The organism is Companilactobacillus muriivasis (assembly GCF_036246245.1).
In the GTDB taxonomy this organism is placed as follows: domain Bacteria; phylum Bacillota; class Bacilli; order Lactobacillales; family Lactobacillaceae; genus Companilactobacillus; species Companilactobacillus muriivasis.
The window spans coordinates 17601-35124 of sequence record NZ_BTTQ01000006.1 but is presented as its reverse complement, the minus strand read 5'-3'; the positions used below and the strand labels follow the sequence as shown (position 1 = coordinate 35124).

The 17524-nt window shown below is 38.0% G+C and carries 18 protein-coding genes; 16 read left to right on the top strand and 2 right to left on the bottom strand.

Annotated features, from left to right (window positions below; genetic code table 11):
- Positions 1 to 560: 560 nt before the first annotated feature.
- Positions 561 to 1238 (bottom strand): metal-dependent transcriptional regulator, encoded by a 678-nt coding sequence (locus tag AAA923_RS07775; RefSeq protein ID WP_338216114.1) that lies wholly within the window; start codon positions 1236 to 1238, stop codon positions 561 to 563.
- 567 nt (positions 1239 to 1805) lie between these two features.
- Here AAA923_RS07775 and AAA923_RS07770 point away from each other — a divergent pair.
- Positions 1806 to 2246, top strand: coding sequence for a universal stress protein (locus AAA923_RS07770; RefSeq protein ID WP_338216112.1), 441 nt, complete (start codon positions 1806 to 1808; stop codon positions 2244 to 2246).
- A 25-nt stretch (positions 2247 to 2271) separates the two neighbouring features.
- Positions 2272 to 3927, top strand: a complete 1656-nt coding sequence (locus AAA923_RS07765) for an Nramp family divalent metal transporter (RefSeq protein WP_338216110.1) — start codon at positions 2272 to 2274, stop codon at positions 3925 to 3927.
- A gap of 47 nt (positions 3928 to 3974) precedes the next feature.
- Here the strand turns inward: AAA923_RS07765 and AAA923_RS07760 are convergent, their stop codons facing one another.
- Positions 3975 to 4385 carry a peptide deformylase gene (locus tag AAA923_RS07760; protein WP_338216108.1) on the bottom strand — a complete coding sequence of 137 codons (411 nt, stop codon included), beginning with the start codon at positions 4383 to 4385 and terminating at the stop codon, positions 3975 to 3977.
- Positions 4386 to 4977: 592 nt separating this feature from the next.
- Here AAA923_RS07760 and AAA923_RS07755 point away from each other — a divergent pair.
- From AAA923_RS07755 to glf, 14 genes are all read left to right on the top strand, one after another.
- Positions 4978 to 5787 (top strand): glycosyltransferase family 8 protein, encoded by an 810-nt coding sequence (locus AAA923_RS07755; protein WP_338216107.1) that lies wholly within the window; start codon positions 4978 to 4980, stop codon positions 5785 to 5787.
- 73 nt (positions 5788 to 5860) lie between these two features.
- Positions 5861 to 6193 (top strand): hypothetical protein, encoded by a 333-nt coding sequence (locus AAA923_RS07750; RefSeq protein WP_041501460.1) that lies wholly within the window; start codon positions 5861 to 5863, stop codon positions 6191 to 6193.
- Between the two features lie 10 nt (positions 6194 to 6203).
- Complete coding sequence (locus tag AAA923_RS07745; protein ID WP_338216104.1) at positions 6204 to 7025, top strand: SPFH domain-containing protein; 822 nt, start codon at positions 6204 to 6206, stop codon at positions 7023 to 7025.
- A 134-nt stretch (positions 7026 to 7159) separates the two neighbouring features.
- On the top strand, positions 7160 to 7696 hold the full coding sequence (locus AAA923_RS07740; RefSeq protein WP_338216102.1) for a phenolic acid decarboxylase: 537 nt from the start codon (positions 7160 to 7162) through the stop codon (positions 7694 to 7696).
- A 366-nt stretch (positions 7697 to 8062) separates the two neighbouring features.
- A complete protein-coding gene (locus AAA923_RS07735; RefSeq protein WP_338216100.1) occupies positions 8063 to 8575 on the top strand; it encodes a PadR family transcriptional regulator in 513 nt (170 codons plus the stop codon).
- 967 nt (positions 8576 to 9542) lie between these two features.
- Positions 9543 to 10307 carry a YveK family protein gene (locus tag AAA923_RS07730; protein ID WP_338216098.1) on the top strand — a complete coding sequence of 255 codons (765 nt, stop codon included), beginning with the start codon at positions 9543 to 9545 and terminating at the stop codon, positions 10305 to 10307.
- Position 10308: 1 nt separating this feature from the next.
- A complete protein-coding gene (locus tag AAA923_RS07725; RefSeq protein ID WP_338216096.1) occupies positions 10309 to 11055 on the top strand; it encodes a CpsD/CapB family tyrosine-protein kinase in 747 nt (248 codons plus the stop codon).
- On the top strand, positions 11052 to 11837 hold the full coding sequence (locus AAA923_RS07720; protein ID WP_338216093.1) for a tyrosine-protein phosphatase: 786 nt from the start codon (positions 11052 to 11054) through the stop codon (positions 11835 to 11837). Before AAA923_RS07725 ends, AAA923_RS07720 begins: the two co-directional genes overlap by 4 nt.
- Positions 11838 to 11852: 15 nt before the next feature.
- The gene (locus tag AAA923_RS07715; protein WP_435890170.1) at positions 11853 to 12515 is read left to right on the top strand and encodes a sugar transferase; all 663 of its coding nucleotides are present in this window, start codon (positions 11853 to 11855) and stop codon (positions 12513 to 12515) included.
- On the top strand, positions 12512 to 13312 hold the full coding sequence (locus AAA923_RS07710; protein WP_338216092.1) for a DUF4422 domain-containing protein: 801 nt from the start codon (positions 12512 to 12514) through the stop codon (positions 13310 to 13312). Before AAA923_RS07715 ends, AAA923_RS07710 begins: the two co-directional genes overlap by 4 nt.
- A gap of 14 nt (positions 13313 to 13326) precedes the next feature.
- Positions 13327 to 14391: a glycosyltransferase gene (locus AAA923_RS07705; protein WP_338216090.1), complete on the top strand. Its 1065-nt coding sequence runs from the start codon at positions 13327 to 13329 to the stop codon at positions 14389 to 14391.
- 12 nt (positions 14392 to 14403) lie between these two features.
- On the top strand, positions 14404 to 15270 hold the full coding sequence (locus AAA923_RS07700) for a glycosyltransferase family 2 protein (protein WP_338216089.1): 867 nt from the start codon (positions 14404 to 14406) through the stop codon (positions 15268 to 15270).
- The gene (locus AAA923_RS07695; RefSeq protein WP_338216087.1) at positions 15264 to 16409 is read left to right on the top strand and encodes a hypothetical protein; all 1146 of its coding nucleotides are present in this window, start codon (positions 15264 to 15266) and stop codon (positions 16407 to 16409) included. The genes AAA923_RS07700 and AAA923_RS07695 overlap by 7 nt, the downstream gene beginning before the upstream one ends.
- Positions 16409 to 17524 (top strand): UDP-galactopyranose mutase, encoded by a 1116-nt coding sequence (glf, locus tag AAA923_RS07690; protein ID WP_338216085.1) that lies wholly within the window; start codon positions 16409 to 16411, stop codon positions 17522 to 17524. The genes AAA923_RS07695 and glf overlap by 1 nt, the downstream gene beginning before the upstream one ends.

Here is a 17524-nt window from a genome sequence, read left to right as displayed (position 1 = left end):
ATAAGAATATAGTTCTGCCATGAGGACCGGTCCGAGCCGAAGTGCGGTCTCGAACCTCGATTTTGAGCTTCGCAAGGTACGCGAATCTCAAAAGTCGCCCTGTGGTGTAATGGCTAAAGCCATAACGCCACCTCCACGGCAGACTATATTCTTATCAGCCTCCGGCTATTTTATTAGTTGTTATGAATTTTGATTTCACTATATATAGAAGCATTTTGATATTTGGTGGATTAAATTTGATATTAATTCTATTAATGAAGAAATATGTATATAACCAAATTGTCTTTATTTAAGTCTAAAAGTTAGATTGTAGAACTCAATTAGAAATTAAATTAGTTGGAAGAGCTGAGAGTATTCATCAGCAGCGAAAGTGGCGTTATTGCTTTAGCAATTACACCACCGGACGTGTTGGAGACTTTTCGGGCTTTGAAAAGGCTTCAACCGAGGTTCGAGACCGCACTTTGGCTCGAACCGTGCCGCGCTGCAGATGAATACTCTCAGCTCTGGAAACGGCAACAAAAAAAAGCGTTTGACAACGCGTGATTAGAAATCATGTGCCCTCAAATGCTTTTTTCTGTTGTTGCTACAGGAACTTTTTCGATTCGAACTTTCTTTGTAATATTTTTTGGCAAAATTTGCTTTAAATTGTTGCGCAGATTCAAAACTACTATTGAGTGATCATAATTATTGCGATTGATTACCCTGATTTTGTCATCTAATCGTAAGTCGATATTGCTCAAAATCTTAAAGAGATAGTCGTCTTCAGTGAAATTGATAATTCTTAAGGTAGTCTCAGCAATATCTTGATTGGCAAGTAGGGACGCCTGAGTAAACTCGGGTATTTCACAATTAATCGGGATGATATTTCCATGCGGACATGTTTCTGGATAATCCAAGTAGATATTAAGTCGGTCAATCAATAACATATCGGGATGGTCCGATAATTTTGTAGCTTGTTCGTAGATGTCACTTATAGGAATATTTAATTTTTCATAAAGCCACGTTTCCAATAAGCGATGTTGCTGGATTAGGGGAGTAACTTGGTTCAATCCCTTCTTTGTTAGTCGGGTTCCGTAGTATTTTATGTACTTAACCAAGCCTAACTTTGCTAGATGTTGAGTTCTATCCGAGATAGAAGCCTTGCTGACATTGGCTTTGACGGCCAAATCAATATTGTTGGCATTTTGGAAACTGCCACCTAATTCGAAGATAAGTCTTAAGAAATTTAAGTCATTCAAAATTATTCGCCACCTTTTTCTATAGATAGATTATTTGGAAGGCTCTTTAAAAATATCGTCAACTGATAATAGTAAATTGGTGAAGATCCTAGAGTACATGCCGATTAGAATCTCCTTTGTTAGTTGGTTGTGAGACCGTTCATTCTTCATAATTACCTCCGTGATTAAATTAGTTTAATTGATTTAATTAGCCCAGACTAATAAATACATTTAAAATCTTATGTAATAGGCTTTTATATACCATTTGTATAACAAAACATAAATGAATTAATATAAAATCTCTATAAACCTTGCTATGAACGTTTTTAATATAACATATTTATTTTAAATAAAATAGTTAAGGCTTATCTAACCTTTTTGATATATACCTCATAATATTGCTGAAATCCCCTTTATAATGGGCAGGTAAACGGTTACCACAAAAATTTGAATCAATACATTTTAATTTATAGTTTTGTTAGGTAGCCTTAAAAAAGAGTTTACATCGTATTAATTTGGGGTAGAATGAGTTTTGGAAAGACAAACAGCAACAAACTGATTTAAAAAATTGTACTGGAGGAGAGAAAAATGTCGAAGCAAAATAACACTTTTGAACGTGTTTTAGTCGGTGTTGATGATTCAGCGGATGCTCAATTGGCATTTAGATATGCTATGCACCGTTGTATCAAAGATAGCTCAACGTTAATCATTACTTCTATTCTTGAAGATAATGAAATGAATGTTTATCAAGCGTTGACGAGAGACTATGTTCACGGAGAACGTAAAGAGCTTGAAGATCACTTGAAAGAATATCGCCAAGTGGCTTTAGATGCTGGAGTTAAGAAAGTTGAGTTAATGGTAGCTGAAGGGGATCCTGGTGAAACAATCGTCAAGGATGTAATTCCTGCCTCAGATGCGGACTTGCTAGTTATTGGTTCACTTTCTAAAAAGGGAATCAAGAAATACTTCGGTTCGCAAGCAGCCTATATGGCAAAATATTCACCTATCTCAATCATGATTATTCGTTAAACCAAAGTTAAAGGGGGAGATTAATATGGCTGAAAAGCGTAAATTAATCCAATATGCCAATGGTCCTTCACTAGAAGAGATCAACGGCACAGTTTCAGTACCAAAAGACAAAGGCTTTTTCAAAACACTACTTGCATACTCAGGTCCCGGGGCATTAGTTGCCGTCGGTTACATGGATCCAGGTAACTGGTCAACATCAATCACCGGTGGTCAAAATTTCCAATACCTACTAATGTCAGTTATTCTTATGTCTAGTTTAATTGCCATGTTGTTACAATATATGGCAGCTAAACTAGGCATAGTGAGTAAGATGGACTTGGCACAAGCGATTCGTGCCAGAACAAGTAAATCACTAGGTATCGTTTTATGGATTTTAACTGAATTCGCTATTATGGCGACTGATATTGCCGAAGTTATCGGTGGTGCGATTGCCTTGTATCTATTATTCAATATCCCATTAGTAATTGCCGTTTTCATTACTGTTGGTGATGTTCTAGTCTTGCTATTATTAACAAAAATTGGTTTCAGAAAAATTGAAGCTATCGTTGTATGTTTAATTCTCGTAATTTTATTTGTATTCGTTTATCAAGTTGCACTATCAAATCCTAACTGGAGCGCCGCATTTGCTGGATTAGTACCAACTGGCAAAACTTTCGCAACTGGTCCCACAATTGGTGGTCAAACACCTTTGACTGGTGCTTTGGGAATCATTGGTGCCACAGTTATGCCTCACAATTTGTACTTGCATTCAGCTATTTCTCAAACAAGAAAAGTTGATCACGCTGATGAAAAATCAGTTGCTCAAAATGTTCGTTTCTCAGCTTGGGATTCAAATATTCAATTAACAGCAGCTTTCTTCGTTAATGCTTTGCTATTAGTTATGGGTGTTGCCGTCTTCAAGAGTGGTGCTGTTAAAGACCCATCATTCTTCGGTTTGTATCACGCCTTATCAGATACCTCAACTTTGAGCAATGGAGTTTTGATTGCCGTTGCTAAATCAGGTGTCCTTTCAACATTGTTCGCCGTTGCTCTATTGGCTTCAGGTCAAAATTCAACTATTACTGGTACACTATCTGGTCAAGTTATCATGGAAGGTTTCGTTCACATGAAGATGCCTCTCTGGTTAAGACGTTTAGTTACACGTTTGTTATCAGTTATCCCCGTATTAATCTGTGTTATGTTAACAAGTGGTAAGAGTTCAATTGACGAGCACGTGGCTTTGAATGATTTAATGAATAACTCACAAGTATTCTTGGCCTTCGCTTTGCCATTCTCAATGTTGCCATTATTATTGATGACTGACAGTGCCACAGAAATGGGTAACAAATTCAAAAACGCTACTTGGATCAAATGGTTCGGTTGGTTCTCAGTTCTCGCATTAACATTCTTGAACCTTTATGGATTACCTGGTCAAATCCAAGCATTCTATGGCGATAATCCAACTGCCGGTCAAATGACTCAAGCAAATATCATCGCCGGTGTCTTGATTGCTGCCGTTCTAGCACTCCTAATTTGGACAATGCTTGATATGCACAAGGGTAATGAAAGACTTAAGGCATCATTAGCCGCTGAACATGTTGATTCAACATATGCTCACTTGGCTAAAATGTCAGCAGAAGCTAAGACTGAAGCAGACTTTGATAAAGCTGCTACTGTCGAAAGAGATGCTGAACAAAGATAATTAATTGTATTCAAAAAGCGACCCTCGCAGGTCGCTTTTTTTGTTGACTAAATTAAAATGCCATCACAATGGTCAATTTCATGTTGAATAATTTCAGCAATAAAGTCAGAGAATTCCTGAGTCTGTTCATTAAAATTATTATCCAAATATTTAACCGTGATCTTTTTATAACGCTTAGTTGCACGTTCACCGACCAAAGAAAGACAACCTTCAGAAGTTGAATACTGACCAGACTTACTAATGATAGTAGGATTAATCATGGGGACATTCATAATACCCATAGAAAAAACAATAATTCGTTTATTAATACCAATCATATTAGCAGCCATGCCAACACAATTCTCTGAGTTAGCTTTCAAAGTATCAAGCAAGTCTATAACGACGTTATGGTCGTCTTTAGTAGCCAATTCAGCTTTTTGAGAAAGTAGTGCAGTGTCACGATTAATAGGTCTAATCATTTGTTTTCGCTCCTGTTTTTTTGAAAGATTTTAAGTGAGATGTTAGTTAAATATGCCGTCTCCAGAGCTGGGAAATATTCTCAAGCTGTGCGGAACGGCCCGAGCCAAAGTGCGGTCTCGAACCTCGGTTTGAAGCCTTGACACAGTTCGCCAAGTCTCCAAACACGTCCGGTGGTATAAGTACGGAAGATTTCTTCCGTACTTATACCACTACCACGGCACACAAATATTTCCCAGCTCTTCCGACTAATTAATCGTTATTAGTTGAATATAAGAGTATTTAACTAGCACTATGTGTGAAAGGTTTTATGCTTTTATAGATTGATAAATTTGTGAGTTTTCATATTTCTAATACCCTAGCCGGAGGATGGCAGAATTTCACCCGCTGTGGAGGTGGCGTTATGGCTTTAGCCATTACACCACAGGACGTATTTTGAGACTTGCGCTTTTTGCAAGGCTTAAAATCGAGGGTCGAGACCGTACTTTGGCTCGAGCCGGTCCTCATAGCAGGCGAAAATTCTGCCATCCTTCGGCGGCTCCACACCAAGTTATAGTATAATTTAGTTGAGGATGATTGACTAGGAGGGTATATATGAATTTATTATTTGCGATTGACGACAATGTAACGCAACAATTAATGACTACTTTATATTCGATTAAACAGAATTCTACCATTGAAAAGTATTCTGTCTATGTGATTCAAGATCAGAAATTACAAAAGAACGATGAAATCAAAAGTTTTTGTAAGAAATTAGGGATGCACTATCACCCTGTAATAATTGATGATGATCAATTCGACGATGCACCAACAACTGACCGTTATCCTAAGACTATCTATTATCGACTATTGGCATACAAATATTTGCCAAAAAATATTAAGCGGATTCTTTATTTAGATATTGATATTTTGGTTATTAATGACTTGAAGCCGTTATATACAATTGATTTGAAAGATTACTGGTATGCGGCAGCCAGTCATACGTCTTTGGATGTAACTGATAACATCAATAAATTGCGCTTGGGTAATTATGAGGCTGAGGGTTACTTTAATTCGGGAATCATGTTGATGGACTTGGAAGCTATTCGGGAAAATGTCAAAGCTGAAGATATCTTCAACTATATCAATAAAATGGGAGCAGCATTATTGTTGCCAGATCAGGATATTTTGAATGGCTTGTATGGTCAAAATATTATGAGAATCCCAGATGAATTATACAATTATGATGCCAGAATGAATCCACTTTATTATGCAAAAAGTAATGGCGAATGGGACATCGATTGGGTGATTGATCACACGGTTATTTTACATTTCTGCGGTCGTGACAAACCATGGCGTCCTGAATACAAAGAACGTTTTTCAGGCTTATATAAGCATTATCAAAGAAAAGCAGGGCTACTTTAGTGGCTCTATTTTTTTGGCATTTTGTCAATATCAGAATGATATCACTTTGATATAGTGGTGATATAATGCGGGTATGACAGATAAGATGATTGCATTAAGACTAGATAAAGATTTATACGACCGGATTTCTGAGGATGCCGATCGTGAAAATCGTAGTGTTAATAATTATATCGTCACTAAGTTGAGTGCGGCAGTGCCCACCAATAATCTCGAGCAACGCCAAATAGTAGGATCAGTCGTTGGAGGGAACAAAATCAATATGGCAAACGATTTGATCGAGGTTAAGGGGATTTATTACCGCTATGACTTATTGGCAAATGATTCGGTTAACAAAGAGAGAAATTATCAAATTATCAAAGCAAACGGTAATATCTTGACGATTCAAGAATTGAAAGCAGAAAAGTAGGTGGAGAAATATGTTTGGTTTTAAAATAGTACGTCAGAATCATGTTGGTTTAGTAGAAACTTTGGGTAAATACAGACGTGAAGTCAGCGCTGGTTTGAACATTTATATACCTTTTATCCAGAAAGTACGTATTGTTGACTTAGCGATGATTCCTTTGTCACTGCAGGGTTACTCGGTTATTACCAAGGATAATGCGGAAGTCCAAACTAACGTTACTTTGAATTATCACATTACCGATGCCCGTAAATTTCAATATGAAAATAGCAATTCAGTTGAATCAATGATTCAGTTGGTTCGTGGTCACTTACGTGATATTATCGGTAAATTAGATTTGAATGAAGCATTGGGTTCCACTTCTCAAATTAACGCTGACTTAGCCACGGCCATCGGAGATTTGACAGATACGTATGGTATCAAAGTTGACCGTGTTAATATTGACGAATTGAAACCATCTGCTTCAATTACTGAATCCATGGAGAAACAAATCCGGGCTGATCGTGAAAAGACGGCTGCCATTGCGAAAGCTAACGGTGATGCCAGAAGTATCGAAATTGAAACTAAGGCCAGAAATGAAGCTACGGTTTCAACAGCCAAGGCAGAAGCTGAAGCCACAATTGCCAGAGCTGACGCCAAAGCTTATGAAATTAAGAAGTTGAATGATACTTTAGCAGCTGTTGACGATAAGTATTTCACTGCTCAACAAATTCAAGCCTTTGCTGCATTGGCTAATTCAGCTGCCAATACTGTGGTTATGGATAAAGATTCCATCGCCAAGTACGCTGATATCCCTGTAACTGCCAAAGTTATGAATCAAATGGTAAACAACAAATGATTTTAAATATATAAGACAGATTGTTCCTAATGTGGAATGGTCTGTCTTTTTGTTTGAAATCTTTTTCTTGACTATATGTCGTTATCGACATATACTAGCTATTGTCGATAACGACATAAGGAGACAATTAAATTATGACAAAAACTTTCAAAACATTAGATGACTTTTTAGGAACACACTTTATTTATACTTACGATAATGGCTGGGAATATGAATGGTACGCTAAGAATGATCATACTGCTGACTACCGAATTCACGGTGGTATGGTTGCCGGACGTTGGGTAACTGACCAAAAAGCTGATATTCTTATGCTTACAGAAGGTGTTTACAAAGTTTCATGGACAGAACCAACAGGTACTGATGTTGCTTTGGACTTCATGCCTAACGAAAACAAGATGCATGGAACAATCTTTTTCCCTAAGTGGGTTGAAGAACATCCTGAAATTACCGTTACTTACCAAAATGAACACATCGATTTAATGGAAGAATCACGTGAAAAGTACGAAACATATCCTAAGTTGGTTGTTCCAGAAATGGCTAAAATCACTTACATGGGTGATGCTGGTCAAAATAATGACGATGTTATCAGTGAAGCACCTTACAAAGGCTTGCCAGATGACATTCGTGCTGGAAAATATTTCGACGAAAACTACCACCGTATCAATAAATAAGCATGTTAGAATGGTATACGAAAGCCGTATATCATTTTTTTATTGTTAAAAAGTTTTAAGCTGCCGTCTCCAGAACTGAGAATATTAACCTGCTATGCGGACCGGTCCGAGCCGAAGTGCGGTCTCGAACCTCGATTTTGAACTTCGCAAAGTACGCGAATTTCAAAACTCGCCCGGTGGTGTAATGGCTAAAGCCATAACGCCACACCCACAGCGGGTTAATATTCTCAGTTCTTCCGACTATTTAGAATTTTATAACATAAACAATTTCATAAATATTCAGATTAAGTAAGTATCAATCGATATCTTTGTAGCAAAAATTATATTTAGCTTGCTTATATTTCAACATTTAATATGGAGAAAATTATGCCAAAAAAACGTATCTTACCATATGTCTTATTAGGATTAATCAATAATAAGGGTAAACTATCTGGTTACCAGATCAGTCAGGAATTTAAGAATGAAGTCGGAGATTTCTGGCATGCCTCACACAGTCAAATTTATCCCGAACTAGCGCGTATGAAAGATGACGGTTGGTTGACGGATGAAGATGTGGATAAATCGACATTTTACACAGTCACTGACGAGGGTCATAAAATATTACGTAATTGGATGCAAGAACCTCTGACTGATAATGAAGAAATTTTTTCTTTGAAACTTTACTTCATTAAAGACCAGTCGGATCCATTGTTGAACAATTTACTCCAGCAGGAATTGGAATTGCGCCAAGAAAAATATGATTATCTAAAGGGGCGTCTGGCAGAAGTTTTCACAGATGATGCCACGATTCAAAATAACTATGGTCACTATTTGATACTGACCCGTGCCATTGAACGTGAAGAAAATCATATACATTGGTTGAAATCTAAAGTTAACTAAGGACTCTGCCTCTTAATTTCAATAATTAATTATTGGAATAGGAGGTTGGAATCTTTTTTTATTTGATGCTTTCCAGATATTCAATAATATGTGAGAAAATAAAAACCAACCAACGAAGAAACTAGCCGGAGGTTGAGAGAAAAAATCCATCAGCAGTGCAGGTCGTGTTAAGGCTTTAGCCTTTACACAACCGACGTATTTTGAGATTCGCGTACTTTGCGAAGCTCAAAATTGAGACTTGAGACCTTGGCTCAAGTCGGTCGCACAGCAGATGAACTTTTTTCTCTCAATCGGAGGTGACACTAACAATATAATTGTAGACAACATAAATTAGCTCAATAAGATTGTACACAAATGGACAGAGTGTCTTGTCCAGTGTGTGCCGTCTTATTGGGCTTTTTTTGTTTCTTTTTAAGTTTTTAACAATAAATAGATTAATAACGAAAATTCAGATTCCATAACAAAAACCATCAAACAATCGGAAAAGCTTTCTCAAATTATCGGTAAAAAAATAATATCAAGTTTCAAATATTCATATATCGAGTTATATCAAAGCTGTATAGACATCAATCCTGTCAGCCCTTAAAATTGTTCCAGCATGAGGGAAACATGTAAATACGTGTTGTGTGAATTGATGACGTTCTATAAATATTAACTTCAATTAAATTGAAATATCAATTAGAAGAATCTATTTATTAAGTAGAATATAACGCTTTATATCCATTAGAAAAACTAGTTGGAAGAGCCGAGAGTATTCATCTGCCGCGAAAGTGGCGTTATGGCTTTAGCCATTACACCACCGGGCGTGTTGGAGACTTTCCGGTTTTTGGAAAGGCTTCAACCGAGGTTCGAGACCGCACTGTGGCTCGAACCGTACCGCGCAGCAGAATGAATACTCTCAGCTCTGGAAACGGCATTGGCATCATCACACGTATACAAATAAATTTGATTATTAGTGGAGGTTTAAGTGGAATCAGAACAAACCATTAGTATGATTCAAATTCTAGTCATACTGCGTAAACACATTAAAGCTATCTTGGGAACAACGATTGTCGTTACTTTGGTAGCAGCAATTATGACTTTCTTTGTCATGACACCCAAATACAGCGCAACAACCGAGATTCTCGTTAATCGCAAACTTTCTGCCGATTTGCAAGGTGCTCAGTTTCAACAAGTTCAGGCCGATATACAAATGATCAGCACTTACAAGGACATCATCACTAGTCCAGCTGTTTTAAAAGACGTTAATCGTGAAGTGAAAACTTATGCTGGTTATCCAGGCTCGATGACTAAATTGAAAAAATCATTAACTATTAGTAATTCACAGAATTCACAAGTTTTTTCCGTAACAGCTAAGGCAACTAATGCTAAGACGGCTGCCAAAATTTCGGACGCTACAGCAAAAGTTTTTAAGAAGAAAATTGGCAAAATCATGAGTATCAATAATGTTTCCATCGTGTCAGATGCGTTGGTAACTAAGAAACCTGTCAGTCCTAAGAAAACCTTGAATATTCTCGCCGGTATCATTTTAGGAATGCTCTTGGGCATGGCGTTAGCTTTCATCATTGAATTGACTGATCGGACCGTTACATCAGAAAGTTTTCTCGTTGACGAGCTGGGATTAACTAGTCTTGGTGTTGTCACTGAGATTGACCAAAAAGATGTCGAACGAACGGTACAACGCAAACGATTCTATGGAAATCAACCAAATCCTGCTAAGAGGAGGGTCTAAAGTGGCTTTTAAATTATTTAAAAAATCAGCAAAAAAGTTGGATAACTACAGTCTATCGCACGGTGTCAGCTTAGTTACTTATGACAACCCTATCAGCACGATTTCGGAACAATTCAACACGATTCGGACGAATATTCAATTTTCATCAGTTGATCGAAATTTGCAATCGATCTTGTTCACATCTTCAGCACCATCCGAGGGGAAATCAACCGTCAGCAATAATGTGGCTGTCAGTTGGGCTAAACAGGATAAACGGGTTATTTTGATTGATGCCGATTTACGTCGACCAACAATCCACCGGACATTTGGAGTTTCCAATCACTTGGGATTGTCCAATTATCTTTCAGGAACAGTTGATTTGGAAACAGTCGTACAGCCAACAATGGTCGAAAATCTCTTCGTTATTACCAGTGGACCAACAGCTCCGAATCCGTCAGAACTACTGGGAAGCACGAGAATCAATGAATTATTAGCTGCCTTGAGCGAGCAATTTGACTGCCTGATTTTCGATGCTCCACCGATTAATTCCGTGACCGATGCGCAAGTTTTAGCAACTAAAGTGGATGGCGTTATTTTAGTAGTTCCTTGTGGAATTGCTAATAAAGTTGGTGTTACTCAGGCTAAAAAGTCTCTGGAAATCGTTCATGCCCATATCCTCGGATTCATTATGAATCGCATGTCAAAAGAGAAGATGGAAGGCTACTACGGCGGCGAATACAGCGGATATTACGGAGCTGTTCCAAAATGACTTTAATCGATTTACACTGCCATCTTTTACCTGCTGTTGACGATGGAGCAAAGGATATTTATAACGCTATGAGTTTGGCAAAGGTAGCGGTCGAGCAGGGTATTAGTCATCTTTTGTTAACGCCTCATCATTTAGATGGCAAGTACGTTAACCACAAACTTGATGTCATTCAAAAGGCAGCTCATTTGCAAGATGAGTTGAACAAGCTGGAACTGCCGCTGCAAATTTTTCCGAGTCAGGAAGTGCACTTGAATGGTGAATTATTAGAAAAAATTGCTACGGATGACGTGCTATTCATGGATGAAACTGATCGATACCTCTTATTAGAACTACCTCATGACGATGTACCGAAGTATATCGAACAAATTATTTTTGAGTTAGTTGCTCGCAATATCAGACCAGTCATCGCTCATCCAGAACGCAATCACGCTATCCAAAAAAATCCATCAAAGTTGTACGAACTGATTGCGCTAGGGTGCTTGACACAGCTGACTTGTAGCAGTTATCTAGGCAATTTTGGAAAGCAAGTTCAGGCGCTGACTGAAAAAATCATCAGGTCGAATCAAGGCTTTGTCTTTGCTTCCGATGCGCACAATTTTGAGGGACGAAGATTCTTGATGAAAGAGGCTTTTGAACGTCTGACTGCCGAAGAAGGCCTAGATGTCGTAGAACGTTTTCAACAGAACGCCAGAAATATTATCAACGGTGAAGATATTGCCGAACTTGAAATTAAAGATATTTCCACATTACCCCCAGCCAAGAAAAAATTTTGGCTATTTTAAAACAGGAGAAAAGCTATGGAATATTTTGACGGTGATGAAAAAAGGATAGCTATTCATAAGCCATCTTTTATTTATCCAATCATGAAAAGAATTTTTGATATTGTTATGTCTCTGTTAGCGCTTTTGTGCTTGAGTCCCATTTTCCTATTCGTTCTAATGATGAACCTTATCTGTAAATCAAATCGTGGGCCACTGTTCTACCGCCATATCCGTGTTGGTTTAAAGGGTGAAAAGTTTGGGATGTACAAGTTCCGTTCCATGATTGTGAAAGCCGAAGAAAGATTGCAACAGGATAAGGAATTGTATGCCAAATATGTAGCTAATAACTACAAATTGAAGCCAGAAGATGATCCCCGAGTGACTCGAGTTGGTCGTTTCTTGAGAAAATCTTCAATCGATGAGATTCCCCAATTTATCAATGTTTTAAAAGGTGAAATGAGTTTAGTCGGTCCTCGCCCGGTAATTGAAGCAGAGTTAAAAGAGTACGATCATGAAAAACTTTTGTCCGTTAAGCCCGGTGCAATGGGATTATGGCAAGCATCTGGTCGAAGTCATATCGGTTATCCTGAGCGCGCCCGAATTGAAATGCGTTACATCGATCAGGCCTGCATGTTATTCGATATAAAAATAATTATCGGAAACTTTGTCAGTGTCTTCAAAGGAAAGGGAGCCTATTGAGCAAGTTAAAAATTTTGGTAGCAACGCATAAACAGGCGCCAATGCCCACCAATCGCGATTTATATCTGCCAATTTTAGTTAATGCCAAGCGCAATTATCAAGTGGGTATCGACCTCGATTATCAAAGGGATGATGTTGACGAAAATATTTCTCATAAAAATGCTAATTACAACGAATTAACAGCAATATATTGGGCATGGAAAAACTTATCCTCCGTTGATGCAGTGGGGCTAGTTCACTACCGCCGCTTCTTTTTCAAATCGGGTCGTAAGAATAAGTTCGAGCATTTGATTGATCAAAACGATGCAGAAAAGTTGCTGACAAAATATGATGTTATCTTGCCTAAAAAGCGCAATTACTACATTGAAACTAACTATTCTCATTACATTCATGCCCATCATGAAGAACCTTTGCTAGAAGTACGTAATATTTTGATCGAAGCATATCCGGAATATGTCGAATCATTTGATACGGTGATGAATCGAAATCAAGCCCATATGTTCAATATGTTCATCATGAAAAAAGCTCAGTTCAATGCGTATGCAACATGGCTATTCGATGTCTTGGAACAGTTGGAGAATCGAATTGATATTTCTAATTATTCTGTTCAAGAAGCACGAGTTTTCGGTTATGTGGCGGAGTTGATGATGGATGTCTGGATTGAAACGAATCAAATTAATTATGTCGAAATGAAATGGTCGATGACGGGTAAAAAGCAGACTGTCAAGAAAGCCTATAACTTTTTACATCGGAAATTTGTGAAAACAAACGTTGATTCCAGTCAGACACATTTTTAAGTGAGGGCAATAATATGAAAAAAATCTGTCTATTTATTCCCTATATGACGGGCTTTGGCGGTACAGAAACAGTTATCACTAATCTGTTTGCCGAGTATAACCGTAGCCAATCGAATGATGAGATGAGTTTAGTTAATATCGGTGGCTTTGAAAATGGTGCTTGGTTGGAAGATGTCAAAGATAAACAAATTATCTGGCTGAGTAAAAATAAGTGGCTCCGAAAAATTCAATATGCATTATTTTTACCGCTGATTTTGTATCGTCAAATCAAGTCAAAAGAAGTAGATGTGGTAATTTCTACCAATCCTATCATGTGGTTCTTACTGTTTTGGATCAAAAAAATAACCCGTAAGAATTATCGAGTTATGAGTTGGTATCACTATTCACTTAGTTCCAAAAAGGTGACTAATCCGCTGTTGAAGAGTGCTGACGGTTATCTAGCTATCAGTACCGGTATCGCTGAACAAATCGTTGCAACAGGGATTTCCGAGGATAAGGTCAAAACAGTTTTTAATCCCATTCTGAAGAAATCAACTAGCATTCCTCGGACACAGGTTAACGAAAAATGTCGCTTTATCTATGTTGGACGGGTGATGCTGGATGGTCAGAAGAATCTCCGTGCAACGTTTGAAGCTTTGAGTAGAGTGCATGGCGACTGGCAGTTAGATGTTATCGGTAATGGTTACAGTCGAGAAATCAAAACGCTTTTGACTGAGCTAGGTATCAAATCACGTGTTAAGTTTACTGGTTTTAAGACAGATGTTTGGAGTGACTTAACCGCCGTTGACGGCTTGCTGCTATCTTCCAAATATGAAGGATTACCCATGGTTTTGAATGAGGCAATTTCGGTCGGGATTCCTGTTCTGGCATTTGATTGTCCAACTGGACCAGCTGATATTGTTAATTCTCAAAATGGAATATTGGTACCAACCGATAATTCAGCTGCCTATGTGGATGAATTGCAAAAGTTCATTGATTGCCATTATGACTTTAATCGACTTACTGAAATTAAGGATTCAATTAAAAAGTTTTACAGTGAAAATTATTTTCTTACTTTTATGAAATCAATAGAGAACTAGGAGGAACTGCCTTTGAAAATCGATGCTGTAGTGGTCACGTTTAATCGACTTGATAAGTTGAAAGAATGTTTGGAGGCCCTAAGCACCTTTGATTTAAACAATATCTTTGTAATCAACAATGCGAGTACCGACGGCACTAAAGAATATCTTAAAAAGTTGCCAAATATTCAACCGATTAATTTGGAAGAAAACGTTGGTGGCGCTGGTGGTTTTAACGTTGGTATGAAGCAGTTTATCGAGAATAGTGAAAGTGATTACGTTTGGATCATGGACGACGATACGATTCCAGAACCTGGTGCGCTCGAATTACTCGGAAAGACGATGGCTGACAACAGTAAAATCGGTTTTGCTATCGGGCAAGTTTACTGGACTGACGGGACTTTGGCGAAGATGAATTTGCCAGTTTTAGCTAGAAATCAACCTGTTGATTCAAATATTCGTTGTGTTGAAGAGGCTTCATTTGTGGCGGTGATGTTCTCACGTCAGGCTATCAAAAAAACTGGTTATCCAATTAAAGACTTTTTCATCTGGGGTGACGATGTCGAGTATACCAATCGTGTTATCCAACAAGGTTTTCTGGGTATTCAAGTTATGGATGCACGGATTTTACACAAGATGGGTGAAAACGTCGGTATCAATATTCTCGGGGAAAATTCCAATCAGGGACGGATTCAACGTTACTTTTACAACTACCGCAATCGTCTGTATTTGAATCGCCAAAAAGGGATTGTACCAGTTATACGAGCATTGTGCGGACGTATTGTTTGGGGCTTTCGCATCATGTTTTCAAAGAATGAATTTAAGCGTTTGAAACTAAGCGTTTTATGCAAAGGAACCCTAGCAGGCTTAACGTTTAATCCGAAAATTGAACAATGTTAACGAAAAAACAATTACAAAAATTTGATGGTTGGCTCTTTATTTTCGGTTACGTCCTAGTTTTGATAACTGGAATTGTCAATTCATCTGCGTTTAATGAATTATTGCCAACTGATGCTATGAACAAAATAGCGGTGGCGTTTGCCCTCGGGCTGTTCATTTTAAAAGTTTTCTTGAATGAATACCGTGTCAAAGAACTGGGACTTTACGTAGTGATATTGGTGATTTTAGTTCTTTCGTGGCGGCAGTCGCAAAGCACGTCACTAGTTTCGATGTTCATCTTCATGATTTCCAGTCGCAATGTGGACGGACGTCTGATCAATAAAATTTATTTATTTATCTCAGTTGGCTTGATGATTTTGATAATCTTCTCGGCGCTCAAAGGATTGATTCCCAATTATGTCTATTTCCGCGATGGATTATCTCGATCATCATTGGGAATCATTTATCCAACCGACTTTGCAGCGCACGTGTTTTATATTCTCGCCAGTTTAGCGTATCTACGTAAGGATAAATTCAATTGGAAAGATTTTCTTTTCATGGTGGGAATTAGTTACTGGGTTTACCTTCAGACCAACGCCCGTTTGAATTTTATCTGTAGTTTGTTGTTAGCAATTGGCATGTATTTAGCAAAATGGGATAGAAAGAATCGTCTACAAAAAATTACGTGGTTAGCGCCAATTATCGGTGCCACGATGATGATTTTTCTAACATATATTTACAATCCTGGCAGTCAGCTCTTAAATCTTTTGAATCAGCTGTTGTCGGGACGTTTTTCAATTGTGAACGAGGTTATCCACGAATATGGAATCCACGCCTTTGGTAGCAACATTCTCCAAAATGGCTTGGGTGGACCGAGTGGTTTGAACTTTAACACACTCTTCAGCAAGTATGTTTTTATCGATTCTTCGTATTTACGACTGCTATTGATGTACGGCGTGGTCAGTTTGACTGTCACGATTGTGATTATTTCAAAGATGGTCAAAAAGACGACCGACCGCTATTTGCTAGTGATTCTCTTAGTCATTTTTATTTCCGGGGCAATTGAAAATCACATGCTCGAATTAGCCTATAATCCGTTTTTCCTAATCTTGTTCACCGAATGTTTTAAAAGAAAAAATTTAACCCAAGGAAGTGTGTAATGAATTATTTAGTAGTTGGCTCAGGACTTTTTGGAGCTGTTTTCGCACATGAAGCCGCCCAAAAAGGTCATTCAGTTAAAGTTATCGAAAAGAGATCCCACATTGGTGGCAATATTTATACCAAAGAAGTTGCTGGGATTCAGGTTCACGAATATGGTGCCCACATTTTCCATACAAGTATGAAAGAAATTTGGGATTACGTGAACCAATTCGCTGACTTTAACAATTATATTAATAGTCCAATCGCCAATTATAATGGTGAAATTTACAATTTACCTTTTAATATGAATACTTTCAACAAGCTCTGGGGTGTGATTACTCCGGCTGAAGCTCAGGCAAAGATTGCTGAACAAAAGCGGCTGCTTAACTTGGACGGTGAACCAAAGAACTTGGAAGAACAAGCTATTTCGTTGATTGGACCAGATGTTTATCAGAAGTTGGTTAAGAGCTATACCGAAAAGCAATGGGGTAAGTCAGCTAAAGATTTACCGGCCTTTATCATTCGTCGTTTGCCTGTTCGTTTTACTTACGATAACAATTATTTCAACGACCCATACCAAGGGATTCCAATCGGTGGTTATACACAGATTATTGAAAAACTGTTGGATCACGAATTGATTGAAGTTGAAACTAATTCCGATTTCTTCAGTCATCGTGAAGAGTATTTGAAATCGGGTGCCAAAGTCATCTACACGGGTATGATTGATCAGTTCTTCAATTATCAATTAGGGGAGTTGGAATATCGGAGCCTTCGTTTTGAAACTGAGATTTTGAATCAGGATAATTATCAGGGCAATGCGGTAGTTAACTATACCGATGCTGAAACTCCATTTACAAGAATTATTGAACACAAGCATTTCGAATTTGGCAAAGGTGATCCAGATAAGACAGTTATCACACGTGAATATCCGAAAGATTGGCAACGTGGTGATGACCCTTATTATCCAGTTAACAACCAGCGTAACAAGGAATTATATGCTGAATACGTTCAATTGGCACAAGCTGATTATCCACAAGTGTTATTCGGTGGGCGTTTGGGGCAGTATCGTTATTACAATATGGATCAAACAATTGCGGCTGCTTTGCAAGTCGTTAAAGATGAATTTGGAGAATAA

Excerpts from the sequence above, each read along its gene's own strand:
- AAA923_RS07770 (WP_338216112.1), top strand. The coding sequence starts at position 1,806 with ATGTCGAAGCAAAATAACACTTTTGAACGTGTTTTAGTCGGTGTTGAT.
- AAA923_RS07765 (WP_338216110.1), top strand. The coding sequence starts at position 2,272 with ATGGCTGAAAAGCGTAAATTAATCCAATATGCCAATGGTCCTTCACTA.
- AAA923_RS07760 (WP_338216108.1), bottom strand. The coding sequence starts at position 4,385 with ATGATTAGACCTATTAATCGTGACACTGCACTACTTTCTCAAAAAGCT.
- AAA923_RS07755 (WP_338216107.1), top strand. The coding sequence starts at position 4,978 with ATGAATTTATTATTTGCGATTGACGACAATGTAACGCAACAATTAATG.
- AAA923_RS07750 (WP_041501460.1), top strand. The coding sequence starts at position 5,861 with ATGACAGATAAGATGATTGCATTAAGACTAGATAAAGATTTATACGAC.
- AAA923_RS07745 (WP_338216104.1), top strand. The coding sequence starts at position 6,204 with ATGTTTGGTTTTAAAATAGTACGTCAGAATCATGTTGGTTTAGTAGAA.
- AAA923_RS07740 (WP_338216102.1), top strand. The coding sequence starts at position 7,160 with ATGACAAAAACTTTCAAAACATTAGATGACTTTTTAGGAACACACTTT.
- AAA923_RS07735 (WP_338216100.1), top strand. The coding sequence starts at position 8,063 with ATGCCAAAAAAACGTATCTTACCATATGTCTTATTAGGATTAATCAAT.
- AAA923_RS07720 (WP_338216093.1), top strand. The coding sequence starts at position 11,052 with ATGACTTTAATCGATTTACACTGCCATCTTTTACCTGCTGTTGACGAT.
- AAA923_RS07715 (WP_435890170.1), top strand. The coding sequence starts at position 11,853 with ATGGAATATTTTGACGGTGATGAAAAAAGGATAGCTATTCATAAGCCA.
- AAA923_RS07705 (WP_338216090.1), top strand. The coding sequence starts at position 13,327 with ATGAAAAAAATCTGTCTATTTATTCCCTATATGACGGGCTTTGGCGGT.
- AAA923_RS07695 (WP_338216087.1), top strand. The coding sequence starts at position 15,264 with ATGTTAACGAAAAAACAATTACAAAAATTTGATGGTTGGCTCTTTATT.
- glf (WP_338216085.1), top strand. The coding sequence starts at position 16,409 with ATGAATTATTTAGTAGTTGGCTCAGGACTTTTTGGAGCTGTTTTCGCA.